Raw genomic sequence first — 23,876 nt, forward strand, 5'->3', positions numbered from 1 at the left:
CATTCTTAAAGGTGGGAGAAAGATGAAAAAGAGGACTAATTCACTTACATACTATGTCACATTTTTTGCAGGACTTGCACTTTTTTCATTTATCGTATTGAACGTGTCAAAAGAGCCAGAGATTGATCAATATGCCATTGTTACCGTTAAAGCAGGTGACACGCTTTGGGGATTAGCGAACGAGTATCAAGCGAATCATCAGCTTTCAACCGTTGATTTTATAGATTGGGTCGAAAAGCAGAATAATATAGAGAAGAAAGACCTTAAAGAAGGCGAAGAAATTTATATTCCAGTTTTAAAAGATAAACTAAACAATACGCTTGTTGCTAAAACACAGTAATAGATTCTTGCTGTTTTCTTTTTTTTTATGAAATAATAGATTAAAAACACTGTGTAGGGGCGAAATATGAGAGCGATTATTTATTGTCGGGTAAGCACGGAAAAAGAAAGTCAAACAACATCATTAATAAGGCAAAGAGAAGAGTTAGAAGAGCTTGCTAAAAAGCACGGTTTTGAAATTATAAAAGTTATTGAAGAGCGTCATAGTGGATATGACGTTGAGCGTGATGGAATCATTGAAGCACTCACTCTTTTTCAAGAAGGAAAAGGAGATGTGCTTCTTGTACAGGATGATACAAGACTTGGACGTGGAAACAGTAAAGTAGCGCTTATGCATGAACTGAAAAAAGCGGGTGCTAAAGTTTATACATTGAATGAACAAGGTGAGCTTTATTTATCTGAAAGTGACACAATGGTTTTAAATATTTTAGCTGCTGTTGAAGAATATCAGCGCCAAATTGTTCGCTTTAAAATTAAGCGGGGAATGAAGAGAGCTGTAGAAAACGGATATAAACCTGAACTAAACTTAAAAAATAGAATAAGCGGTGGACGAGACAAAAAAGAAGTTCCTATTGAAGACATTATAAGACTTCGTGCTAAAAAGCTGACGTTTTATGATATTGCTCTAACGCTAAGAGGATTAGGGTATGATGTTAGCAAAGCAACAGTTCACCGTCGCTATCAGGAACATATGAAAAAGCAAGAAGAGAATGAAAGAACAGACATTGAAAAAGAATAAGGTAACTTACTTGCTAATTTACCCTCTCTTTTGTACGATATGTACATAAACGAGAACTTTTTCATAAGGAGAATACAATGTTATCAAAAGATAAAATTGCTCGAATCAATGAGCTTGCAAACAAAGCAAAAACAGAAGGTTTAACAGAAAAAGAAGCTTCTGAACAAAAAAATTTACGACAAGAATATTTACAAACATTTCGTAAATCAATGACCAATTCTTTACATTCGGTCAAAATTGTCGATCCAGAAGGCAATGATGTTACACCGAAAAAGCTAAAAGATAGTCAAAAACGTAACAAATTAAATTAATGGGTTATCATGAAAAGGTTAGAGGGCAAATAATGCTATACTCTGGCCTTTTTGTGTATTTTATGAGTGAAAACACCGTGAATAAGAAATGCTATAATTGCTATTGAATTGTTGTACAAATCAAGGCAATATTAGTATGATAGAGTTATTATCAGATTTTTGTTAGCAGAAAGGAAGGAAAGAAAATGTCACAACGTATTGAAGATTTATCAGTCACTACTATTCGCACACTTTCTATTGATGCAATTGAGAAAGCAAACTCAGGCCACCCTGGAATGCCGATGGGAGCAGCTCCAATGGCATATGCTTTATGGACGAAATTTATGAATCACAATCCGAAAAACCCTGAATGGTTTAACCGCGATCGTTTCGTGTTATCAGCAGGTCACGGATCAATGCTTCTGTATAGCCTTCTACACCTTTCAGGCTATGATCTATCAATGGACGAAATCAAAAACTTCCGTCAATGGGGAAGCAAAACACCTGGACATCCAGAATACCGTCATACAGCTGGTGTTGAAGCAACAACAGGTCCACTAGGACAAGGTATTGCAATGGCTGTAGGTATGGCAATGGGTGAAAGACATTTAGCAGCAACTTACAACAAAGAGAACTTTGACATCGTAAACCACTATACATATTCGATTTGTGGAGACGGAGACCTTATGGAAGGGGTTGCAAGCGAAGCTGCTTCACTTGCTGCACACTTACAACTTGGTCGTCTTATCGTTCTTTATGATTCTAATGACATCTCATTAGATGGTGAACTTGATCGTTCATTCTCTGAAAACGTAGAAGATCGTTTCAAAGCATATGGATGGCAAGTTATCCGTGTTGAAGACGGAAACAACATTGAAGAAATTAATGCGGCGATTGAAGAAGCACAAAAAGATACAAAACGTCCAACATTAATTGAAGTGAAAACAGTAATTGGTTATGGTTCTCCAAACAAGTCTGGTACATCAGGTGTTCACGGTGCACCACTTGGCGAAGATGAAATGAAGTTAACAAAAGATGCTTATCGCTGGACATTTGAACAAGATTTCCACGTGCCTGATGAAGTGTACGAGCATTTTGAAAGCACAATTGTTCAAAAAGGACAAGAAAGTGAAGAAAAATGGAACAAGCTTTTTGCAGAATACAAAGAGCAGCATGGCGAGCTTGCTGAGCAGTTTGAAAAAGCTTTAAAAGGCGAAGTAGATGTAGACTGGAACAGCATTTTACCAAGCTTTGAGGCTGGTAAAGAAGTTGCAACACGTGCATCTTCAGGAGACGTGCTAAACGCGATTGCTGAAAATGTTCCATCTTTCTTCGGCGGTTCTGCTGATTTAGCTGGTTCAAACAAAACAACAATTAAAAAATCTGGTGACTTTACAGCAGAAGACTACAGCGGACGTAATATTTGGTTCGGTGTTCGTGAATTTGCGATGGGAGCAGCTTTAAATGGTTTAGCTTTACATGGCGGTTTAAAACCATTTGGCGGTACGTTCTTCGTATTCTCTGACTACCTTCGTCCAGCAATTCGTCTTGCGGCTTTAATGGGAACACCTGTAACATACGTGTTTACACATGATAGCATTGCTGTTGGTGAAGATGGTCCAACACATGAGCCTGTTGAACAACTTGCATCATTCCGTGCAATGCCTCATCTTTCTGTATTGCGTCCAGCAGATGCAATGGAAGTTGGAGCAGCATGGCGCTTAGCAATTGAATCTACTGATCAACCAACAATGCTTGTGCTTACTCGTCAAGGTTTGCCAACGCTTGATATTACACACGAAGAAGCATACGAAGGCGTTTCAAAAGGTGCTTATGTCGTTTCTCCTGCACAAAAAGAAACAGCAGATGCGCTTTTACTTGCGTCAGGTTCTGAAGTAGGGTTAGCTATGAAAGCACAAGAAGAGCTTAAAAAAGACAATATCGATGTTGCGGTTGTTAGCATTCCATCATTTGATCGTTTTGAAGCTCAATCAGCTGACTATAAAGAAAGCGTACTTCCAAGCGCTGTAACAAAACGTCTTGGCATTGAAATGGGTTCTTCATTCGGCTGGCATAAATATGTAGGCGGAGAAGGCGAAGTTCTGGCAATTGACGGTTTCGGTGCTTCTGGCCCAGGAGAAAAAGTATTAGAAGAATACGGCTTCTCTACTGAAAATGTTGTAGCTCGCGTGAAAAATTTATTAAATGCATAAAATCTACAGTAATGAAAAAAAGACTGTCGTTATGACAGTCTTTTTTTCAATTCGACAAAACAAGTGCTTCTCCTCGTCAGCGATAGACAAGCCTTTTTTCTTTTTCCCTTTATAATAATAGGAAAAGACGCAAAGGGGAGAATGAGCGTTGAGAACTTATGAACTCTATTCAATCAAAGAGCCATTTTGGACTCACTACGGAGCGAGACCAGAAATGATTGCCGGTCTTTTAAAGGAATATAAATATAAAGAGCATGTTTATTATAAAGAAATTGAAAAACAAGTACGCTATATTACAAACCTTGTGCCGGTTTTAGAAGTGCGCGAATATTTGCGAGACGGGTTTGCAGGGCTTCCACGCTTTCGGGTATTTATGAGAGGATCACTTCTTGTATGTCAACAAAACGGAAGTGAAGCTGCTCTTTGCATGAACGATCATCTTATGATTTTACATGCAAACGGACCGTATAAAATAGAGCACCTTGTGTTAAAACTGTTAGCAACGTATGATTCTCGCTATTTTATTACAAATTCTGAAAATGGGCACTACAATTGGTTGAAAAGTCCTGTTGAGGACCAAAGAAAATTTGGGTAAAATAGAGAAATTGTAGATGAAGTGTTGTATAATAAAGCGTGTTTTAGTACACTGTAATGTAGACAACATGAAGGAGGAAATATAACTATGTGGGTACCCATTCTAGTTGGTGTTCTAGCATTACTTGTTGGAATAGCGCTAGGATTTTTCATTGCTCGTAAGTATATGATGAGCTACTTAAAGAAAAATCCACCAATTAATGAGCAAATGCTCAAAATGATGATGATGCAAATGGGCATGAAGCCTTCGCAAAAGAAAATTAACCAAATGATGAAAGCTATGAACAGTCAAATTGACAAGTAATCTGTCTTCATCTTAAAAAGGACAAGCATTTGGTTTGTTTCTCGATTGTGAAAGCTACCATAATAGCGGAATCCGTCTGAAAATCACTTTTTCTATTGTACAGTATCACAATAGAGAGGGTGGTTTTTTTATGTTAAAACAGTTGGAGATATATGGTATTATAAGAGTGGTTGTATATTTTTAACTTGGGTATGTAAAGGGGGAAGTAGATGGGAAGCTTTGCTATCGGAGATGCTATTTATCAACTATTGATGTTAATTCTTCTTCTTGCCATTGTAGGCTTTATCTTCATGTTCACCTTAAAGACGATAAAGCAACAAAAAAAGAAACAGCAACATTTAGCACGACTGGAACAGAAAATAGACCAATTGACTGAGAAAATTGACCGAAAAAGGTAAGTCTAGAAAGAGACATCCATTCTCTTCTATATTCTTCTTTTTTTGAAAACCTTTGAATGGAACAAGGAGAAAGAAGGAGAGAGAACGAAACATAACATAAAAGATACCTGTCTCACTTCGTTTAAAGAGTAGGGCATATGAAAGATTGAAACTAAAACTGGAGGAATGGAAAAGAGTGAACACGTTTAAATTTCCGCTACCTTACTTTGTTTTACTTATCATTTTCACTTTCATTACTTATGTTACGTTTGATTGGGGGATTTTTGTAGTTATTGGAGTGCTCCCACTGCTTGCTATCTTACTTGCTGTTCTTTGCCATGAACTTGGTCATTTCTTATTTTGTAAAGCAAATGGTTATACATTTGAACGTTTTGTCATCGGTCCTCTTGTTGTGTCTAAACAGGGAGAAAAATTCCATGTGACAGAGAACAAGAGCTGGGTTAACTGGGGGCAAGTTGTGATGACGCCAGGCATGTCTGAATATGAAAAAATAAGAAAGAGATATATAGGTTATTTTTTGTCAGGAAGTATGCTTAATGTTCTCGTTTTTATCGGAGCCTTTGTAGCTTTCTTCATAAATGGCTCTTTCTTCTCTATCCTTCTTGGTCTTTCTAATCTTGTTGTAGCTGTTATATCGCTTACACCAGCAACATATCATAAAGAATATTCTGATGGGTATAGTCTTACTATTTTATTTAAAAATGACAATACGAGTCGTCTCTACACGAATATGATAAAAGCTCGTCACTATTTAGAAAGCGGAGAAAAGTTAACAGAGCTTCACAATGAGGCATTCTCTGAAATGAAAAAAGAGTTGTTAGAACAAATGAAAACGCTTGATAAGGATAACAGTGTTCAGGGCGATTTAGTTTGTCTCACAATGCTTTATATAAGTTCTTGCTATCTTTTACAAGAGCGATACCGAGAAGGGGCAGGACTCTTAAAGAAAGCTTTTTCTTCCCCTTTTGAAAGTATATACAAACGTCAGCTTCTCGCTAACTATCTTTTTATGCAAAACATGATTTATGAGTATGAGGAAGTTTATGAGGAAGAGGTATCACTAGACGATAGAAGTGAGCGAATTTCTTCCTTAAAAATCAAAGCATGTTTTCATCAAAGAAGCGGTCAGCGAAAGCTTGCTGTTCAAACGCTTAATAAAGCCTTACAGCAAGTTGCATTTGTGAAAAGTCCAGCAATGACAGCAGAAATAGAAACAAAGCTTTTACAGAGTATGAAAGGGAAAGTAACGGACTTTTCCACTTCTCATAAGGAAGAATATGCTTCCGTAAGTGAAGTGCATAAAATGTAGAGAGGAGACGCCTATGGTGATGGCCGACCATAGGTACGTGCTGAAAGAAGTGAGGGCAAGCCTAGAAAGCTCTTAATCCTGTAAGAAGGAATACACCAACGGCAAAGATTGAAAGCGCAATGCTCTAAAACAAGCGCTTTGCGCCCTGCTCTACACTTATCTTCTTTGAGTAATTCATATTTTGTCTCCTTTTTGATAATCAAGATGTCAAAAAAAGAGAGGGGCACTAGAAAATATCTTTTGAAAAATAAAGCACGTTCTCGGACTTTAGATTCGTCAAGCCGTGAACGTGCTTACTATTGAAACATTTTTTTGCTGTAGTTCATTGTGTGAAGGTGTTGCTCATATAATTTGTTATATTGATTAAGTAAGTGATCGAGTTCCTGACTTCCTTGAAGAGCAGGATCTGAATTTAATCCTGTGTGTTGAACAATTTTTGCTAGCTCTGATCGTTTTTTTTCGATTTTCAGTAACATTTCCTGTTTTGACACGCTCATTGTCCTTTCTCCTTAAGGTTGTTTTTATTATACTAGATTATGGAATTCAAGAAAAGGAATTCACGGCATTAAAATAAAAATTGTTAGATATGGTATTTTTATACTACGTGTAAAAATAGAGCAAAAGGAGGAGGAACATATATGGTTTCTGATATTAATCTTTTCCTTGCCTTTGGTGCAGGTGTTTTGTCGTTTATTTCTCCTTGCTGTCTACCATTATATCCAGCCTTTCTTTCTTATATAACGGGGGTTTCAGTTGAGAAATTAAAAGAAGGAGAGCGAGCTGGACGGAAAATGGCGATGGTTCATACACTTTTCTTTATTTTAGGCTTTTCCGTCATTTTTATTGCCCTTGGGTTTGCCACATCTCTTGTTGGAACGTGGTTTCATAATTACCAAGACTTTATTAGACAAATAGGTGCGATTTTCATTGTGTTTTTTGGGCTGCTTGTGCTTGGTATTTTAAAACCTACTTTCTTAATGAAAGATCGAAAACTTAGTTTTACAAAGAGGCCAAGCGGACTTTTAGGTTCTTCTTTAATTGGTGTTGCGTTTGCAGCAGGATGGACACCATGTACAGGGCCTATTCTTGTATCTGTTATGGCGCTTGCTGCAACAAACCCAAGTTCAGGGCTCCTTTATATGACAGCATATGCTCTTGGTTTTTCAATTCCTTTTTTTCTTATGTCTTTCTTCATTGGAGGAGCGAAATGGATTAAAAAATATAGCCGCCATTTTACAAAAGTGGGGGGAGGCTTGATGGTAGCAATGGGGGTTGTTCTTTATTTTGACTGGATGACAAAAATAATTGTGTACTCTACAAGTCTCTTTGGAGGATTCCAAGGGTTTTAATAGTGGAAAGCATTGAAAAAGGTCTTATTGGTTAGTAGAGTAAAACATAGAAGGTATAAGGATTTTTTTAGGAGGCTACAAGTGTGGCAAGTGTTCTCATCGTGGATGATTCCCAATTTATTCGGCAAACTCTTGCACAGATTTTACAAACAAGCGAATATGAAGTCATAGGAGAAGCAGCGACAGGGACAGAAGCCGTTGCCAAGTATCGACTTCTTCGCCCTGACCTTGTGATTATGGATGTGACAATGCCTGAAATGGATGGAATTCAAGCATTAAAATGTATACATAGTGAATTTCAGGATGCACAAATTGTGATGTGCTCAACGGTTAGTCAGCAGAGAATGATGGTCAAAGCAATTGAATCTGGCGCTAAAGATTTCATCGTCAAACCCTTTCATAAAACAACAGTACTTGATACAGTTCACCGATTGTTTCGAAAACCTATTTAACAGATGTTAAATAGGTTTTTTTTTACGCGTTTCTTCATTTTTTAGAATGTGACGGAATCCCTTGAAAGGCAAGGGATTGACAGGTCTTGAGTCTCTATAAAAAAATAATAAAAAAAATTATGAAAAAGTCTATTTCCAACGAAGAACTTGAGTGGTAAAATAATATCGATTCAATGGATAATTGAAGATCTTAAAGGTACGAAGAGGTGGGTCTTTTGAAAGAGATTATCTTGATTTTGCTGCTGCAGCTTGTGTATGTTCCTGTTTTAACATTAAGGACGCTTCTGCTTGTTAAAGGGATGAGTACGTATGCTTCAGTCTTTGGTTTTTTGGAAGCTCTTATTTATGTTTTTGGGTTATCCCTTGTTTTTAGTGGTGATCAAAGTACAGCTGCAATGGTTGTATATGCAGTAGGCTTTGGTGTTGGAATCTTAATTGGAAGCTATGTTGAAAATCGTCTAGCAATTGGCTTTACCACATTTATTGTGAATTTGGACAATAAAAATGAAGAGCTTATTGCGCGTCTTCGCCAAGAAGGATTTGGTGTAACGGTCTTTGAAGGTGAAGGAAGAGACAGCGTACGCTACCAGCTTGAAATTCTAACAAAGCGAAATCGAGAAGTCGAACTTTTTCGTCTTATTGAGGAGTATGACGCGCGTGCTTTTATTATTTCTTACGAGCCGCGTAAATTTAAAGGTGGCTTCCTTTTAAAAAGCCTAAAGAAACAAAAGGTGAAAAAGAATGCTGTAACGCCAGAAGGAAGTTCTCCAACTTCGCCACATCCTTAATATAAGGACACAAGCAAAAGAAAGATCTTCTTTCAAATAAAAAAGGTGTCCCACTTCTTTTTTAACGTTATATTGGTTATACTAGTAGTATAACTTTATCGAAAAAAGGAAGGATTATAATGGTCAATACAGTTACGATCTTTTCAGCGATAATTGCAACATTAATGGCTCTTACTGTTATTATGGTACGTATTAAAGCCTCAAAGAAACCAACAAATGCTAAAAAAATTATCCTGCCGCCATTTTTTATGAGCACAGGAGCACTTATGTTTATTGACCCGTTTTTTCGAGTTTCTCTATCTGAGTTTTTAGAAGCTATTCTTTTAGGTATGCTCTTTTCTATTTTACTTATCAAAACATCAAAATTCGAAATACGAGATGAAGCTATTTATTTGAAACGATCTAAAGCTTTTGCGCTTATCCTTATTACACTTTTAATTGTAAGAATCGGTCTTAAATCATATCTAAGCATGTCCATTGATATTGGACAGCTTAGCGGCATGTTCTGGATTTTGGCCTTTGGTATGATTGTACCTTGGCGTATTGCGATGTATCGTTCGTACCGTAAGTTAGAGCAAGAAATGTTCAATAAAACAAAAATGGTATAAAAGAAAAGCGGCCGATTGGCCGCTTTTTATATTCTTACGTGAAAAATTGCTGATATTGGGCAAGGTCGATTTCTTTTTCTTTTAACTTTTTGAGAAGAAATTTATGATCGCGCTTTGGTGTTGCGATGATGTAGCCTTCAATGATAATCTCATCTGTCAGTTCCTTTACTCGGCGTTTGAAAGCAAGATGTCCTATACTTCCGGCAATCTTATTGCGGGCTACATCACGAAATAGCTCTGGAACAGGTTCAACAAGCTCTTCAAGCAGCTGTTTTTGTTCTTTGCTCCATAGTTGTCGCGTTTGTTTAATATAGTAGTCTTCCCAGTCTAGATCGCTCATACCGTCTTCTTTTGGGAGGCGTTTTAAAAACTTGCGAAACATAAAAAAACCGCCGATTGCAAATAGGCCAAAAAGTATGATCACCCAAAAAAGAATAAACCATAAAAACCACCCTGACAGCATATGATCACCCTTTATTTATAAGTTATCTCTATTTTACTTCATGAAAACAGAATTTTCCATGATTGATTCTATCGAAAAAAACGATTATGCTACATATGAAATGAAAGATGAGGTGATACAATGTTTTCATTCTTAACAGCACTTGGGTTTTTGAGCCTCATTTTATACGCGACAACGTTTATGTATGGAGTGTTTAAAAAAGAGAAAAAAAAGAAGTCACCGCTTCTCATTAGCTTTCTTGTGATGATTATCGGTTTAATTGGACTTCAGCTAATGTAAAAAGGGGACGTTAAGCAACACGTCCCTTTTTAGAGGCTAGTAATAGGGATATGAGAAGAGAGAGTAAAAGCAGTGCGAGTTTTAGCTATAAAGATTTCTAAAATAGACTTATGAAAAACAGCGCGAATTTCTCGCTCCTGTAAGCTGAAGGGAAAATCAATAATTTGTTCTATCTTTTGCTCATTTGAAAGAGAATGAAAGGCTGAAAGCTTAAGCCCATCTTCCTCTAGCAGAAGGGAAATATCCTCTCGTTCATAACCAATAAGCTCAGCTTCAATAATATAGTTTTGCTCTGTTTCAAAAAGATCAATACGGGCATAATTTTGTTCAGCATAATGCAAAAAAGGGTGTGAAAACACATAATCTACCCATGCATTAAAATCGTCGCTAAGCTCACTTTCATTGTGAGCGTTTTCCTTTTTCATTATTCTTCCTCCACTATTCTATTCTTCCTCGTACAGTGTATTCTGCAAGGGAATAAATGGTGTGTAAAAAGAGAACAGGATACCAAAAGGTATCCTGTTTTTTTACATGTCATGATGACTTTTTTGTTTTTGACGCGAGTGCTGTCTGTTTTTTACTTTATGTGAGCCGCTCAATGGAGCAGGCTGACCGGGGTTATCGCCTTTCGGTGCATTTTTTCGCATATCTTTACCGTTGTTTTTGTTCATTGTGGGCCTTCCTTTCTCTTGTAAAGGATGAGCAGAACTGCTCTCTTATAGGATGAGAAAATGAAGAAGTTTTATGTATGGGAAAAGGGGGCAATAGACGTGGGAAGTTTGGTGAATAATAATAAAAAAAGAACGTTTTCTTTTCTTTTTTTCGGGAAAGGAAGAAAAGACCGAACTTCCAGAAAATAGTCATAAAAAACAGACCATTATAAATTATTAGATAAAATTGTAGAAAAGTAAACTTAATCATAAGGAAAACTTATAACAACTAATAACATTCTTTTTATTTACTTATGTATGAGGTTATATTAAGATTAGTTTGAGAGAAGTTTTACAAGGTGGAAAAGTCTGTTGATACATATTACTTAAGGGGGTAATCGAATGAGCAAAGATTTATTCAATGCACGTTCATCATTTACTGTAGATGGAAAAACATATCATTACTATCGTTTGCAAGCGCTTGAAGAAGCAGGAGCAGGAAAAGTTTCAAACCTTCCGTACTCTGTGAAGGTTCTTCTAGAATCAGTCCTTCGCCAAGCAGACGGACGCGTAATTACAAAAGAACACGTAGAGAATTTAGCAAAATGGGGCACGTCAGATATTAAAGACATAGACGTTCCATTCAAACCTTCTCGCGTTATTCTACAAGACTTTACAGGTGTTCCAGCCGTTGTTGACCTTGCATCTTTACGTAAAGCAATGGCAGATATGGGTGGAGATCCTGATAAAATTAACCCTGAAATCCCAGTTGACCTTGTTGTTGACCATTCTGTTCAAGTTGATAAAGCAGGAAGCGAAGATGCACTTCGTTTTAATATGAACCTTGAGTTTGAACGTAATGCAGAGCGCTATAACTTCCTTAACTGGGCACAGAAAGCATTTAACAACTATCGTGCAGTTCCACCAGCAACAGGGATTGTTCACCAAGTAAATTTAGAATATTTAGCAAACGTTGTGCAAGCTGTTGAAAATGAGGATGGGGAAGTTGAAACATTCCCAGACACGCTTGTTGGAACAGATTCACATACAACAATGATTAACGGTATCGGTGTTCTAGGATGGGGCGTTGGTGGTATCGAAGCTGAAGCAGGTATGCTTGGTCAACCATCTTACTTCCCAGTTCCAGAAGTTATCGGTGTGAAATTAACAGGGGCGCTTCCAAACGGAACAACAGCAACAGACTTAGCGTTAAAAGTAACGCAAGTACTTCGTCAAAAAGGCGTTGTTGGAAAGTTTGTTGAATTCTTTGGCCCTGGTATTAAAGGTCTACCGCTTGCAGATCGCGCAACAATTGCCAATATGGCACCTGAGTATGGCGCAACATGTGGATTCTTCCCTGTTGATGAAGAGTCACTAAACTACATGCGTCTAACAGGTCGTAAAGAGGAACAAATCAAACTTGTTGAAGAATACTGTAAGAAAAATGGCCTCTTCTATACAGAAGGTACGCCAGATCCAACGTTCACATCTATTGTTGAGATCGACTTAAGTGAAATTGAAGCTAACTTGTCTGGACCAAAACGTCCACAAGACTTAATTCCACTTTCTCAAATGAAAGATGAATTTAATAAAGCACTTGTTGCACCAGCTGGAAACCAAGGATTCGGCTTAGAAGCAACAGAGAAAAATAAAGAAGTAACAGTGAAATTTAATGATGGCCGTGAAACAACGATGAAAACAGGCGCAATTGCGATTGCTGCAATTACGAGCTGTACAAATACATCAAATCCATACGTACTTGTTGCAGCAGGTCTTGTTGCTAAGAAAGCTGTTGAAAAAGGACTTATCGTTCCAGAGTATGTGAAAACATCACTAGCACCAGGATCAAAAGTTGTAACAGGTTACCTTGAAGAAGCAGGTCTTCTTCCATACCTTGAAAAAATCGGTTTCAACGTTGTAGGCTATGGCTGTACAACATGTATCGGAAACTCTGGTCCACTTGAGCAAGAAATTGAAGAAGCGGTAGCTAAGAGCGATCTTCTTGTAACATCTGTTCTGTCAGGTAACCGTAACTTTGAAGGACGTATTCACCCGCTTGTGAAAGGAAACTATTTAGCATCTCCACCGCTTGTTGTAGCATATGCACTAGCTGGAACAGTTGATGTTGATCTTCAAACAGATTCATTCGGAAAAGATAAAGATGGAAATGAAATCTACTTCAAAGATATCTGGCCATCTATGACAGAAGTTGATGAAGTTGTGAAGAACAACGTAACACCAGAATTATTCCGTAAGCAATATGAGCGCGTGTTCGATGATAATGAACGTTGGAACGACATTAAAACAAGTGAAGAACCTCTTTACACTTGGAATAATGATTCAACATACATTCAAAACCCACCGTTCTTTGAAGGATTAACACAAGACATTGAAGAAGTAAAACCACTTGTTGGCCTTCGTGCAGTTGGTAAATTTGGAGATTCTGTAACAACAGACCACATTTCACCAGCAGGTTCAATTGCAAAAGAATCACCAGCAGGTCGCTATCTTCTGAACAACGATGTTGAAATTCGTGATTTCAACTCATATGGCTCTCGTCGTGGTAACCACGAAGTTATGATGCGCGGTACATTCGCTAACATCCGTATTCGTAACCAGCTTGCTCCAGGCACTGAAGGCGGTTATACAACATACTGGCCAACAGGCGAAACAATGTCTATCTATGATGCGTGCATGCGCTATAAAGAAGACAACACACCACTTATCGTAATGGGTGGAAAAGACTATGGAATGGGAAGCTCTCGTGACTGGGCTGCTAAAGGAACAAATCTTCTTGGCATTAAAACAGTTATTGCAGAAAGCTTCGAGCGTATTCACCGTAGCAACCTTGTTCTTATGGGCGTGCTTCCTCTTCAATTTAAAGAAGGCGACAGCGCTGATAAGCTAGGTTTAACAGGAAAAGAAACGTTCAACATTGCAATTGATGAAAATGTAAAACCACGTGACTTCGTCAAAGTAACAGCAACAGACGAAAATGGTAAAGTTACAGAGTTTGAAGCACTTGTTCGCTTTGACAGTGAAGTGGAAATTGATTACTATCGTCACGGCGGTATCTTACAAATGGTACTTCGCGACAAGCTTCAATCTAAATCAATGGCATAATGTTTTGAAAGAAGGGTTCTTCATAGAATCCTTCTTTTTTTATGGGCGAAAAAAGGAACAAGAGAAAGAAAAAGCGAAGTTTTATAAAAAGTATGGATTAAAAAACACATGCATATATAGATATTATCGAGAAAGAAGGTGAGAAACTTGTGGAGAAAAGGATTAGCTATTGCATTATTGCTTGTTATGATTGGTTATACAGGGTGGCAAATGATACAGCCAAAAGAAAATAAAGCAAGCAGTTCATATGAGAATGGAAATGTTGAAAACACCCAAACATCAATGGGGATTGAAGAAGGGAAAATGGCTCCATCTTTTACACTCTCTTCCCTAAGCGGAGAGGAGATTGCCCTAGAGCACTTGAAAGGAAAAAAAGTGATTCTTAACTTCTGGGCAACATGGTGTCCACCTTGCAAAAAAGAGATGCCTGAAATGCAAAAAATAAGTAAGACTCATGGAGAGGAAGTTGAAATCCTAGCGATCAACTCAACAGACAACGAAAAAAGTGTAAAAAGTGTGGAAGATTTTATTGAAGAAGGCGGATATACTTTTACTGTTTTACTTGATCCAGAAGGGAAAGTAAACGGAAACCTGTATAGAACGGTGGCATTCCCAACCTCTTATTTCATTAATGAAGATGGTAAAATTGTTAAACGTATCAACGGACAGCTCACTGAAAAAGAGATGCTTGAATTTATTCAAAGCTAAAAAATCTGAAAATTTGTATGAGTCGCGTTTTTCTGGGGATAATGAAATACAAAGAATCTTAGGAAATGGAAGGAAGATAAAAATGCGAAAAGTCAGAAAACGCTCATTTGCACAGCTTTTACATGAAAACAAGCAGGAGCTATTAAATGATAAGGAAGCATTGGATAAATTGGAAGAGCGACTTGAAGCACGTATGAGTCGGGAAGAAGGATAAATACGTACATAGTTTTCCCTCGTCTTGGTTATAGTAAAAGGCGAGGGGGGAGAACTATGAGCAATCCAAAACGCGATAGTGTACACTTTGTTCCAAACCATATTGGCACACAGTCTCGTGCTGCAGGTGGAAACAAAGGGAAAAAGATGCAAGATAAATCAGGCAAACACGCCCAAGTGATGCAAACAAAAGGCGAATAACCAACATAAATGGGAAATCTCCCATGCTCATCATAAAACAGTTTCTTCAACTACCATTGTTATTCATCAAAGGAGGAAATGAAAAATGGCATGGCAACAACCAAATCCAGATGATCGTAGTGATAACGTAGAAAGACTTCAAGAAGCAATTAACAACACATTTGAAAATATGTGCAAAGCAGAGGATGCTCTTGAACATGCTTCTGCAAAGGACCGTGCTGATATTGAAGCGAAGAATCATCGTCGAGAAGAAAGCCTTACAGCGATGCGTAATGAAGTAAAAGAAGAAGCCGCTGACCGCGAAAACGGCTATCAGTAAAAAAGAAAGGCTGCGTAATGCAGTCTTTCTTTTTTTATCCGAAAAGAAACATATGATAAAATAAAAGAGAAAACTTAGAAGATAGAAGGGAAAATTATGATTTTATCCAAAAAAGATATTGAAGTACGCTATGCTGAAACAGATCAAATGGGCATTGTATATCATGCAAACTATGTAATATGGATGGAAATTGGGCGCACCGCATTGATTGAAGAGCTTGGATTTCGCTATGCAGATATGGAGAAGGATGGGATTCTTTCCCCGGTGCTAGAAATTAATGCTCAATATAAAAAGCCCGTTAAATATGGAGAAGTAGCTTCTGTACATACATGGATTGAAGAATATGACGGAGTGCGAGTAACATACGGCTATGAAATTTATAATGGTGACGGTGATTTATCCGTTATTGGTTATAGTAAACATGCGTGTGTAAAAAAAGAAAACTTTCGTCCAGTTTCAATGCGGAAGTATTTTCCAACGTGGCATGAAGCTTATTTAAAAGCAAAAAAAGCGTAGAAGAATATTCTTCTACGCTTTTTCTTATTTGTTGTAGTGAAATAGAGGTTCTTCTCCTTGTTCATCAAGTGTAACTGATACATCATGCTCATCAAAGAACCAGAGATCTTCATCTTCAATAAAGAAAGTAATTCCATTTTGTTCGTCAGAAGCGCCAATTTTAAGCGGGTCGTCTGATTTCACGCCAAGGGAAAATCCTTTTTGAACAGTGCTGCAGCCACCATAGCGTACGAAAAAGCGAACTTTACTTCCATCATCAATATGTAAAGCTTCCTTGTACCAGTTTGCTGCCTCTTCTGAAACAGTTAATCTCATGCTAATCAACTCCCTTTCTTAGCTCTTCTCCCTTTCTTCATTATAAGAGAAATAAAAGAGAATGAAAAGGAATTGAGAATTTTTTAATAAAATGTTGTTCTAAAAGATATATATAAGAAATTTTCCTAGAGTCTTTATAGATTATGCTATGAAGATTTTACTGCATCATAACGGTGGAGTGCACGTTCACGAGCTTCTTTATGGTCAACAACTGGATGAGGGTAGTCTTTTCCAAGTTCAATACAAGCTTCTTTTAAAACTTCAGCAGATGCTTCCCAAGGCTTATGAAGGTAGCGCTTTGGAATGTGCTTCAGCTCTGGTATCCCTTTCTTTACGTAATTGCCCTCTTTGTCAAAACGCTCACCTTGAACAGTTGGGGTGAAAATGCGAAAGTATGGTGCAGCATCAGCGCCGCTTCCACCAGCCCATTGCCACCCAAATGTATTATTCGCAAGATCTGCATCTACAAGCGTATCCCAAAACCACTTTTCACCTTTTTTCCAATGAATAAGAAGGTGCTTAACTAAAAAAGAACCAACAATCATACGGACTCGATTGTGCATATAACCTGTTGCCCAAAGTTCCCTCATTCCTGCATCAACGAGCGGGTACCCTGTTTTTCCTTCCTTCCACACCTTATAATGGCTTTCTGACTTTTCCCATGCAAATTTTTTAAAACGTTCATTTAACGGTTCTTTTATGGAATGTGGGAAGTAATATAAAATATGATACGAAAATTCTCGCCAAATAAGCTGTTTAATAAAACTTTCTGCTTGCTCGGGAAACTTGTTATTTTGAGTTTTATCCCTTTTCTGAAGAAGATAGTGATATAGAGAACGAACAGAAAGTTGTCCAAAGGCTAAGTAGGGGGAAAGCTCTGAAACATAGCGATTCTCAGGGGAATCTCGTCCATCGTCATAATTCAATATGCGCTTTTTTAATCTTATAAAGAAGAAAATGAAATTTTTCCTTTGACAATGTTTTCGCCTTCACATACCCCTTTTACGTGTAACGTTTCTCCTTTTTCTTCTACAGTTAGAGAAATGGACTGTCCTATATATAAAGGAGAAAGAAAGGTCATGTTATACTGCTTGACGTATGAGCGTTTCGGGATGGAAGAAGACAGAGAAGCCATTACTTTCCCCATAGAAAGCATGCCATGCCCAATTCGGTCTTTGAACCCATACTTTTTTGCTTCTTCTCTGTTCATATGAATTGGATTATAGTCAGAAGATACCTTTGCATAGTTGTTGATATCTTCTTCGCTTACAAAAATGGTATAAGTTTTCATTCTCTTTCTCCTTTGATTAAAGTTGAGGAACACGTTGCAACTTGATTTCCTTTTTCATTAAAAATGGTAAGCTTTTGTTCGTAAAAAATATAGCCGTGTCGTCTTTTCACTTCTTCAAAGGTATACTCGCATATGTAGCTTGTATCAATGTATAGTGGTTGTTTATAGTCAAAAGCTTGTGTTCGATGAACAACTCCATGGAATAATCCTTCTTGCGGTTTAAGGAATAGAAAAGGCATAGAAGGAGGGAGCGGGATAGAGGCAAAACCATGTTGTTTGGCTTCCTCCTCAGAAAAATATATACCCTCTTTTTCGTCAACTGAGTTAGCATACTCTTGAACATCTTGCTTCGTTATCAGAATTGAAAATTTATCATCGATCATTTTATCACCTCAAATAATATAGAGAGTCCAAGCCCTCCAGCAATTCCAGCTGAAGCTATAGCATAGCGCGCGTCTCTTTTTTGCCCTTCATAAAAAAGGCGAGTAGCAAGCATGGCACCTGATGCTCCGTACGGATGACCAAGGGCAATCGCTCCGCCTCTTACGTTAAGACGTTCTAGCGGAATGTGAAGTTCGCGAGCGCATGCCACAACTTTAGAAGAAAAAGCTTCGTTAATTTCAAATAAATCAATATCATGAACAGTTAAATTTTGTTCGTCAAGCAGTTTACGTATTGCTTTAATGGGGGCTTCTCCAGGGAAGTGAGGATGCACGCCAATTGAAGCGGTACCGAGTATTTTAAGCCCTCTGTACATGTTAAGTTCTTTTGCTCGTTCACCTTCCATCACAACGGTAACACAGCTGCCGTCACTAATGCCTGCACAGTTTGCTGCTGTAACTGTTCCATCATGTAAAAAAGAAGGAGCTGCGCGTGAAAAAAGACGCTCACTAGGTGGTTTACGAGTTAATGCTTCATCACAATCAATCCCAAAGAGAGGGAAGATTTCCTCTTTTAAACTCCCGTTTTGAAGAGCTTCATACGTCCGCGTATAGCTGATGCGAGCATACTCATCTTGCTTAGCACGTGTAATGCCGTATTTTTGAGCCACATATTCTGCAGCAAGGCCCATATCAGGATCACCAATTTCATCAGGAGAGAATCTTGCTCTTTTTTTGTAGGAAGAGGTGCTTGTACTTTCTGAACCTCCCGCTAAGTAGCATGTTCCACTGCCGCTTTTAATCAAAGCAGCTGAGAGGCGAATAGCCTCAAGACCACCTCCGCATTGGCGATCAAGCGTTAAGCCAGGAATATTTGGAGAAAGCCCCCCTTGTAAAAGAGAAAGGCGAGCAAGGTTTCCGCCTGGGCCAATGGTGTGAGCTAAAATAACTTCATCAATTGTTCCAGGAACACAGCGCGATAGCTCATAAAGGAGAGGAGCTGTTAATTCTTCTACAGTCTTTGTCTTAAAGACTCCATTTTGACGCCCAATTGGCGTTCGTTTTGCTTGAACAATTAAAGCTTCCTTCACTGTATTTCCTCCGTTTCTAGATGATTTTTTAACGCTTGCCGAGCAATCTTTCCATTTGATGTATATGGGAGTTCCTTCACAAACCGCCATAACCTTGGTACTTTGTACGAGGAAAGGTGCTCTCGTACAAAGGAAGAAAGTTCTCTTTTTGAAGCATTTCCTACAATAAAAGCGAGTGGTTTTTGTCCCCAATAAGTGTCAGTTATCCCAATGACTGCTGCTTCTTGTACATTTTCATGTTTCTTTAATATTTCTTCAATTTCTTCAGGGAAAATATTTAAACCGCCATAAAGAATCATATTATGCTTTCGCCCGATAATGTAGAGGAAGCCTTGTTCATCAAGATAGCCCATATCATCAACGGTTATCCACTCATCAGGAGAGTCTATTCCGTCTCCATTTAAATAGCCAAGAAAACGCAGCTCGCTTTTTACGTAAACAGTGCCAATTTCACAAGGAGGGAGCATTTCTCCGTTATCACCGACAATCTTAATAGAAACATGCTGACAAGGTGTGCCAACAGAGGAAGCACGATTTCGATTTTCATTATTCAACACAGAAACAAAGCTAAGTTCAGATGCTCCGTAAAATTCGTAATGCTTCATAAAAGGAAAAAGGGCAAGAGCTTTTTGACGCGTGGACGGTTCCCATTTTGCGCCTGAAGAGAGCATTTTAAAGGAGGAATTCACTTTTTCTCCTTTAGAAAGCAGTGCTTCAATCATTGTTGGAACACTGTATACGGTTGTTATATTTTTGGATTTTAGGAGAGAGAGAACAGCAGAAGGAGAAAATCTCTCCAAAAGATGGACGGTTCCTCCGAGAAAGAGCGTGCTAATAGCTCCATACAAAAATAAAGAATGAACAAGAGGCCCTGGTACAAGCACACATTCTTCACTATGCATATGAAAATCCGTTTTGTTGCAGTCAAAGCTTTTTACCCATGACTTCTGTGAACGTAGAAAAGCTTTTGGTTTTCCTGTTGAACCTGATGTGAACCCCATATAGAAAGGGGAATGTGGGTCAACAGAGAGAAAAGGGGAAGATGACGTTTTCTCTACTTCTATTTTCCAATCCTCTACTAAGATAAATTTCTTTGTAAAAGAGAGTTTCCTAGAAAGAGAGGAGGAAGTTAGTAAAACGTGTGGAGAAGAAAGAGAAAGGCGTTCTTCTAGTTCCATTGGTGATGAACGGGGGTCAAGCGGGATAGCTGTCCATCCCGCTCTTGATGCCCCAGCGAATATTTGTAAAGATTCTAGACTGTTTTGGAGCAAAAAGGCTACTTTTAAAGGTTTCTTTGAATAGTTTTGAAACCAGCCTGCTGTTTTTTGAATTAAGTCGTTCCACTCTTTATAAGAAAGTGTTTCTTTCGCTGTAATAAGAGCAGGACGAAGCGAATTTTCGTTTGCATGTTTTTCATATGTACTTGTAATATTCATGATTATTCCACCTTTAACAACGAGCACTCTACGATGCCTTAGAAGTTGTTATTTTTAACTTTGGTCGTAACACTCGCGCTAGTTTTAAAATAAAAAAGGAAGCAGCGGCTGCCTTAATAAGGTCACCAGGTAAATAAACAACGCTAAGCTTTAGTGCATGAAGAAAAGATATATTCATAAAAGCGGCCTGTACGGGAACCCCAACTGCATAAGTAGTCAAAATACCTCCTACTATTGTAGCACTAAAAATGTTTAAAAAATTCTGTTTCTTTATTATTTTATGTACAATAAAACCAATAACAAAGGCAGCAAGCGGGTAGCTTAATATAAATCCTCCGCTTGGACCAACAAAAACACTAAATCCGCCTCGTCCACCTGTTAAAAGCGGCATGCCTGCTGCAATTAGAAGAAGAAAAAGTCCTTGACTTAAAGCGCCAAGCCGCGCCCCAAGTAGTCCTCCAGAAAGCATAACAACAAAGTTTTGTAGCACAATAGGAACAGGTGTAAAAGTTAGCATAATAGGTGGGAAAAGACCAAATACGCCCATAATTGCTGCCATCATACTAACAAAAGCAAGTTCTTTTGTTTTCATTATTCGAAAACCCCCTCAATGTATTTGTTAAGAGTTTATAAGAAAAATGGTTTTTATGTCAACTTATTTTTAAATTTGGTTTACGTAAAAAAGAAAAAGACCTAGCAAAAAGGACTCTTTTCGTTGAGAGAAAGATAGGGTAGTGTAAAAGAAATTCAGGAGGAGGTGGCTGTTGTGTTATTAGAAATTGCGGTAACAACAGTGGAAGATGCGCTCATTGCTCAAGAGCATGGTGCAGATCGAATGGTTGTCATGTCGTCTGTTGGAAATGAAGGTGTAACGCCAAGCTTTGGCCTTGTTGAAGAAATTAAGAAATTTTCATTTGTTCCACTAAGCGTTCTTATTCAACCACATTGTCAAACATATGCGTATAACAAGTATGATGTAAAAACCATGTGTCGTGATATTGAAATGATGAAGGAATTAAAAGTAGAAGGAGTATCTTTTGGATGCTTAACAAAAGAAGGAGAAATTGACAAACAGATGCTAGAGCTTCTCCTGTATAGAGCAAGAGGGATGCATGTTTCTTTTCACAATGCCTTTGATTTTATAAAAGATCAAGGAGAAGCTTTGGAGTTTCTTGCACAATATAAAGAAGTAAAAAGCGTATGGACATCAGGGCGTGAGCGAACAGCTTTAAATGGTCTTCCACATATTAAACGGCTTTTAAAGAAAAACAATCGTCCACATTTAACGGCTTGTCGAGGGTTAAAACCTGAAAATTTAAAGGCTTTTTTAGATGTTACAGATGTGGAGGAAGTCCACTTGTTTTCAGGCGTTCGAGAATCTTGTCATGTGAGAAAACCAATCAGTGCAAAAAGTGTTGCAAAAGCAAAAGAAATTGTTGAATGGATAAACAAAAAACGTGAAAAATGAGTAAAGGGATTCTATAATGAGTAGTGGGAGGTGTAGAGTATGAAGAAATTAACATCAAAAGAAGAGTTTCAGCAAGCTATTGCAGGTGATGAAACAAGCGTTGGGATTTTTACAACGACGTGGTGCCCAGACTGCAAGCGCCTTGATATGTTTATCGACGATATCATTAATAAACACGACGATAAAAAGTGGTTTACCGTTGATCGTGATGAGCTTGAAGAAGTGGCAGATGAAAACCAAGTAATGGGTATTCCATCACTTCTTGTATACCGAAACGGAGAAAAAGTGGCGCATCTACATAGCGCTAATGCTAAAACTCCAGAATCTGTCGAAGAATTTTTGGAATCTGTAAAATAAGAAAAAGAGAGGCATAATCCTCTCTTTTTTTATGTGCGAAGTGATATAAACCGCAAAGATTGACTTAATACTGCTAGAACAACAGACATATGGTTTTCCCCTTTTGCTTCGACAAACGACAAGGAAAAAGAGCTGCTGTTTATCGCTGAAAATCGTTTTGCAAGGTCTTGGGCGTCTGTGATCATATGGCCTTTTTCTTCTGAACCAATGCTCACAAATAGCTTTTTATGTAAAGTTTCACTGTGGAGATTTTTTCTAAACTCTTCTTCTTTTGCTAAGATAGCGCGCTCGTTCCACCAAAGGGAAGGGCTGCTCGCAATATAAGCGCTAAAAAGAGAAGGCTTTGTGTAAAGCGAATAAAGAGCAAAGAGTCCACCAAGTGAATGACCAAAAAGTGCTTCGTTTTCAGTATCAATTGGATAGTGTTCTAGAATCTGTGGCTTCAGTGTTTCCTCTAGAAAAGCTAGAAAAGTATCTGCTCCTCCTGTTTCAGACCATGGTTCGCCGTTTGGTTTCTTCGGTAACTTAAGAGAAGAAGAGGGCGGAGTGAAGTCATAGCATCTTCTCTCAGAAACAAAGTCTTCACGTCTAGCGTCCCCAATTCCAACTACAATCATAGGTAAAACATTCGTTTTCGAAGAACGTCTTGCTTGAAGTCTCACAGCATCTCGAAATGTTCTAAAAAAAGCATTGCCATCAAGAACATACAAAACGGGAAATCCTTGCTGCGGAGGAGCCGTATCAGGGACATAAACAGAAATTTGATAGGAAACTCCTTCTTTAGAATGAAGGTCGAAAGAGTCTTCATTGTGATTGACAGATTGAATAGAAATCATCTTTTTTCTCCTCTCATCATTAGTTTGTGATATATACTTTTTCAAATGACTCCTCTTGTTTTTTTCCGATACTATCGTATCCAAAGCAAACAGGTGCACCATTATACGGATCAATCATAATGCGTGCTTCAATTTCAAAGACTTCGCGTAGTACATCTTCGGTAATAATATCTCGCGGTGAGCCTTTTTGAATGATTTCTCCGCTTTTCATAGCCACAATATGATGAGAAAAACGAGCTGCATGGTTGATATCATGAAGAACCATCACAATTGTGCGCATCTTATCCCTATTTAGATTTTCTACAATTTCTAACACCTCAAGCTGATGGGCCATATCGAGATATGTTGTTGGCTCATCAAGAAGAAGCACTTCTGTTTCTTGCGCAAGAGCCATTGCAAGCCATACTTTTTGGCGCTGACCTCCTGATAGTTGCCCAATTTCACGATGTTTAAAAGAAGAGGTTCTTGTCACTTCCAGAGCCCAGTTGATCATTTCTTTATCATAAGAAGAAAGCTTGTTTTTATTTGTTCGATGTGGATAACGTCCATATGATACAAGTTCTTCTACTTTCAACTCACTTGGTGCAGTTGGTGTTTGAGGAAGAAGCGATAAATTTTTAGCAATTTGTTTTGTTGCCATCTTGTTTAGATTCTGTCCCTGTAAATACACATTTCCATGTTGCTGTTTTAGAATACGGCCCATTGTCTTGAGCAACGTTGATTTTCCACAGCCGTTTGGACCAATAATAGTAGTGATTTCTCCTTTTGGGATTGTTACATTAAGATCTGTAAACACTGAGAACTTTTCATAGCTTGCAGCTAGATTTTCCGTTCGTAAAATACTCAT

General features: G+C 38.1%; 34 protein-coding genes. 21 read left to right on the forward strand and 13 right to left on the reverse strand.

Features of this window, described 5'->3' with window-relative positions:
* Positions 1-22 precede the first annotated feature (22 nt).
* The 8 genes from yneA to BM012_RS12620 all read left to right on the forward strand — a co-directional run bounded on the left by yneA (position 23) and on the right by BM012_RS12620 (position 6,186).
* On the forward strand, positions 23-340 hold the full coding sequence (gene yneA, locus BM012_RS12585) for a cell division suppressor protein YneA (protein ID WP_061805294.1): 318 nt from the start codon (positions 23-25) through the stop codon (positions 338-340).
* 66 nt (positions 341-406) lie between these two features.
* Positions 407-1,078 (forward strand): YneB family resolvase-like protein, encoded by a 672-nt coding sequence (locus BM012_RS12590; RefSeq protein WP_061805295.1) that lies wholly within the window; start codon positions 407-409, stop codon positions 1,076-1,078.
* A gap of 77 nt (positions 1,079-1,155) precedes the next feature.
* Positions 1,156-1,389 carry a DUF896 domain-containing protein gene (locus BM012_RS12595; RefSeq protein WP_061805296.1) on the forward strand — a complete coding sequence of 78 codons (234 nt, stop codon included), beginning with the start codon at positions 1,156-1,158 and terminating at the stop codon, positions 1,387-1,389.
* Between the two features lie 185 nt (positions 1,390-1,574).
* The gene (gene tkt, locus BM012_RS12600; RefSeq protein WP_061805297.1) at positions 1,575-3,581 is read left to right on the forward strand and encodes a transketolase; all 2,007 of its coding nucleotides are present in this window, start codon (positions 1,575-1,577) and stop codon (positions 3,579-3,581) included.
* 148 nt (positions 3,582-3,729) lie between these two features.
* Entirely contained in the window at positions 3,730-4,176 is a 447-nt protein-coding gene (gene sirA, locus BM012_RS12605; protein ID WP_061805298.1) for a sporulation inhibitor of replication protein SirA, read from the forward strand.
* Positions 4,177-4,257: 81 nt separating this feature from the next.
* Entirely contained in the window at positions 4,258-4,479 is a 222-nt protein-coding gene (locus BM012_RS12610; protein ID WP_026009529.1) for a YneF family protein, read from the forward strand.
* 209 nt (positions 4,480-4,688) lie between these two features.
* Positions 4,689-4,877: a DUF4083 family protein gene (locus BM012_RS12615; RefSeq protein WP_061805299.1), complete on the forward strand. Its 189-nt coding sequence runs from the start codon at positions 4,689-4,691 to the stop codon at positions 4,875-4,877.
* Positions 4,878-5,052: 175 nt separating this feature from the next.
* Positions 5,053-6,186 (forward strand): site-2 protease family protein, encoded by a 1,134-nt coding sequence (locus BM012_RS12620; protein ID WP_061805300.1) that lies wholly within the window; start codon positions 5,053-5,055, stop codon positions 6,184-6,186.
* A 296-nt stretch (positions 6,187-6,482) separates the two neighbouring features.
* Here the strand turns inward: BM012_RS12620 and BM012_RS12625 are convergent, their stop codons facing one another.
* Positions 6,483-6,683 carry an aspartyl-phosphate phosphatase Spo0E family protein gene (locus BM012_RS12625; protein WP_206765231.1) on the reverse strand — a complete coding sequence of 67 codons (201 nt, stop codon included), beginning with the start codon at positions 6,681-6,683 and terminating at the stop codon, positions 6,483-6,485.
* Between the two features lie 141 nt (positions 6,684-6,824).
* Here BM012_RS12625 and BM012_RS12630 point away from each other — a divergent pair, with 141 nt between their 5' ends.
* The 4 genes from BM012_RS12630 to BM012_RS12645 all read left to right on the forward strand — a co-directional run bounded on the left by BM012_RS12630 (position 6,825) and on the right by BM012_RS12645 (position 9,383).
* Complete coding sequence (locus BM012_RS12630; RefSeq protein ID WP_061805301.1) at positions 6,825-7,535, forward strand: cytochrome c biogenesis CcdA family protein; 711 nt, start codon at positions 6,825-6,827, stop codon at positions 7,533-7,535.
* 83 nt (positions 7,536-7,618) lie between these two features.
* Positions 7,619-7,987 carry a response regulator gene (locus BM012_RS12635; protein WP_061805302.1) on the forward strand — a complete coding sequence of 123 codons (369 nt, stop codon included), beginning with the start codon at positions 7,619-7,621 and terminating at the stop codon, positions 7,985-7,987.
* A gap of 215 nt (positions 7,988-8,202) precedes the next feature.
* Complete coding sequence (locus BM012_RS12640; protein WP_019392040.1) at positions 8,203-8,775, forward strand: DUF2179 domain-containing protein; 573 nt, start codon at positions 8,203-8,205, stop codon at positions 8,773-8,775.
* A gap of 119 nt (positions 8,776-8,894) precedes the next feature.
* Positions 8,895-9,383 carry a CcdC family protein gene (locus tag BM012_RS12645; RefSeq protein ID WP_061805303.1) on the forward strand — a complete coding sequence of 163 codons (489 nt, stop codon included), beginning with the start codon at positions 8,895-8,897 and terminating at the stop codon, positions 9,381-9,383.
* A gap of 34 nt (positions 9,384-9,417) precedes the next feature.
* On the opposite strand, the gene BM012_RS12650 is transcribed toward BM012_RS12645, so the two are convergent.
* Entirely contained in the window at positions 9,418-9,846 is a 429-nt protein-coding gene (locus BM012_RS12650; protein ID WP_061805304.1) for a DUF2621 family protein, read from the reverse strand.
* A 120-nt stretch (positions 9,847-9,966) separates the two neighbouring features.
* Between BM012_RS12650 and BM012_RS26415 the strand changes: the two genes are divergently transcribed.
* Positions 9,967-10,125 carry a hypothetical protein gene (locus BM012_RS26415; protein WP_167360142.1) on the forward strand — a complete coding sequence of 53 codons (159 nt, stop codon included), beginning with the start codon at positions 9,967-9,969 and terminating at the stop codon, positions 10,123-10,125.
* 29 nt (positions 10,126-10,154) lie between these two features.
* On the opposite strand, the gene BM012_RS12655 is transcribed toward BM012_RS26415, so the two are convergent.
* Positions 10,155-10,550, reverse strand: a complete 396-nt coding sequence (locus BM012_RS12655) for an Hsp20/alpha crystallin family protein (protein ID WP_061805305.1) — start codon at positions 10,548-10,550, stop codon at positions 10,155-10,157.
* Between the two features lie 102 nt (positions 10,551-10,652).
* Positions 10,653-10,796 (reverse strand): small acid-soluble spore protein P, encoded by a 144-nt coding sequence (locus tag BM012_RS12660; protein WP_061805306.1) that lies wholly within the window; start codon positions 10,794-10,796, stop codon positions 10,653-10,655.
* Positions 10,797-11,177: 381 nt separating this feature from the next.
* Here BM012_RS12660 and acnA point away from each other — a divergent pair, with 381 nt between their 5' ends.
* The 6 genes from acnA (at position 11,178) to BM012_RS12690 (ending at position 15,855) form a co-directional block, all read left to right on the forward strand.
* Positions 11,178-13,898 (forward strand): aconitate hydratase AcnA, encoded by a 2,721-nt coding sequence (gene acnA, locus BM012_RS12665; protein ID WP_061805307.1) that lies wholly within the window; start codon positions 11,178-11,180, stop codon positions 13,896-13,898.
* A 147-nt stretch (positions 13,899-14,045) separates the two neighbouring features.
* A complete protein-coding gene (locus BM012_RS12670; RefSeq protein ID WP_064505021.1) occupies positions 14,046-14,606 on the forward strand; it encodes a TlpA family protein disulfide reductase in 561 nt (186 codons plus the stop codon).
* An 82-nt stretch (positions 14,607-14,688) separates the two neighbouring features.
* On the forward strand, positions 14,689-14,820 hold the full coding sequence (locus BM012_RS12675) for an FbpB family small basic protein (protein WP_074842831.1): 132 nt from the start codon (positions 14,689-14,691) through the stop codon (positions 14,818-14,820).
* Positions 14,821-14,876: 56 nt separating this feature from the next.
* Positions 14,877-15,020 (forward strand): acid-soluble spore protein N, encoded by a 144-nt coding sequence (locus BM012_RS12680; protein ID WP_061805309.1) that lies wholly within the window; start codon positions 14,877-14,879, stop codon positions 15,018-15,020.
* Positions 15,021-15,105: 85 nt separating this feature from the next.
* Complete coding sequence (gene tlp / locus BM012_RS12685; protein ID WP_061805310.1) at positions 15,106-15,339, forward strand: small acid-soluble spore protein Tlp; 234 nt, start codon at positions 15,106-15,108, stop codon at positions 15,337-15,339.
* A 96-nt stretch (positions 15,340-15,435) separates the two neighbouring features.
* Positions 15,436-15,855: an acyl-CoA thioesterase gene (locus BM012_RS12690; RefSeq protein WP_019392052.1), complete on the forward strand. Its 420-nt coding sequence runs from the start codon at positions 15,436-15,438 to the stop codon at positions 15,853-15,855.
* Positions 15,856-15,879: 24 nt separating this feature from the next.
* On the opposite strand, the gene BM012_RS12695 is transcribed toward BM012_RS12690, so the two are convergent.
* The 7 genes from BM012_RS12695 to BM012_RS12725 form a co-directional block, all read right to left on the reverse strand.
* Positions 15,880-16,170, reverse strand: coding sequence for a HesB/YadR/YfhF family protein (locus tag BM012_RS12695; protein WP_061805311.1), 291 nt, complete (start codon positions 16,168-16,170; stop codon positions 15,880-15,882).
* Positions 16,171-16,316: 146 nt separating this feature from the next.
* Positions 16,317-17,096: a cryptochrome/photolyase family protein gene (locus tag BM012_RS12700; RefSeq protein ID WP_061805312.1), complete on the reverse strand. Its 780-nt coding sequence runs from the start codon at positions 17,094-17,096 to the stop codon at positions 16,317-16,319.
* A gap of 17 nt (positions 17,097-17,113) precedes the next feature.
* Positions 17,114-17,461 (reverse strand): MaoC/PaaZ C-terminal domain-containing protein, encoded by a 348-nt coding sequence (locus BM012_RS12705; RefSeq protein ID WP_061805313.1) that lies wholly within the window; start codon positions 17,459-17,461, stop codon positions 17,114-17,116.
* The gene (locus BM012_RS12710; RefSeq protein WP_061805314.1) at positions 17,458-17,844 is read right to left on the reverse strand and encodes an FAS1-like dehydratase domain-containing protein; all 387 of its coding nucleotides are present in this window, start codon (positions 17,842-17,844) and stop codon (positions 17,458-17,460) included. Before BM012_RS12710 ends, BM012_RS12705 begins: the two co-directional genes overlap by 4 nt.
* Positions 17,841-18,932 (reverse strand): acetyl-CoA C-acyltransferase, encoded by a 1,092-nt coding sequence (locus BM012_RS12715; RefSeq protein ID WP_061805315.1) that lies wholly within the window; start codon positions 18,930-18,932, stop codon positions 17,841-17,843. Before BM012_RS12715 ends, BM012_RS12710 begins: the two co-directional genes overlap by 4 nt.
* Positions 18,929-20,368, reverse strand: coding sequence for an AMP-binding protein (locus tag BM012_RS12720; protein ID WP_061805316.1), 1,440 nt, complete (start codon positions 20,366-20,368; stop codon positions 18,929-18,931). The genes BM012_RS12715 and BM012_RS12720 overlap by 4 nt, the downstream gene beginning before the upstream one ends.
* 28 nt (positions 20,369-20,396) lie before the next feature.
* Complete coding sequence (locus BM012_RS12725) at positions 20,397-20,960, reverse strand: biotin transporter BioY (protein WP_061805317.1); 564 nt, start codon at positions 20,958-20,960, stop codon at positions 20,397-20,399.
* A 174-nt stretch (positions 20,961-21,134) separates the two neighbouring features.
* Between BM012_RS12725 and BM012_RS12730 the strand changes: the two genes are divergently transcribed.
* The gene (locus tag BM012_RS12730) at positions 21,135-21,836 is read left to right on the forward strand and encodes a copper homeostasis protein CutC (RefSeq protein ID WP_061805318.1); all 702 of its coding nucleotides are present in this window, start codon (positions 21,135-21,137) and stop codon (positions 21,834-21,836) included.
* Between the two features lie 39 nt (positions 21,837-21,875).
* Positions 21,876-22,193: a thioredoxin family protein gene (locus BM012_RS12735; protein WP_061805319.1), complete on the forward strand. Its 318-nt coding sequence runs from the start codon at positions 21,876-21,878 to the stop codon at positions 22,191-22,193.
* Positions 22,194-22,222: 29 nt separating this feature from the next.
* On the opposite strand, the gene BM012_RS12740 is transcribed toward BM012_RS12735, so the two are convergent.
* Positions 22,223-23,029: an alpha/beta hydrolase gene (locus BM012_RS12740; protein WP_061805320.1), complete on the reverse strand. Its 807-nt coding sequence runs from the start codon at positions 23,027-23,029 to the stop codon at positions 22,223-22,225.
* A 19-nt stretch (positions 23,030-23,048) separates the two neighbouring features.
* Entirely contained in the window at positions 23,049-23,876 is an 828-nt protein-coding gene (locus tag BM012_RS12745) for an ABC transporter ATP-binding protein (RefSeq protein WP_061805321.1), read from the reverse strand.

The organism is Priestia endophytica DSM 13796 (genome assembly GCF_900115845.1).
In the GTDB taxonomy this organism is placed as follows: Bacteria; Bacillota; Bacilli; order Bacillales; family Bacillaceae_H; genus Bacillus_I; species Bacillus_I endophytica.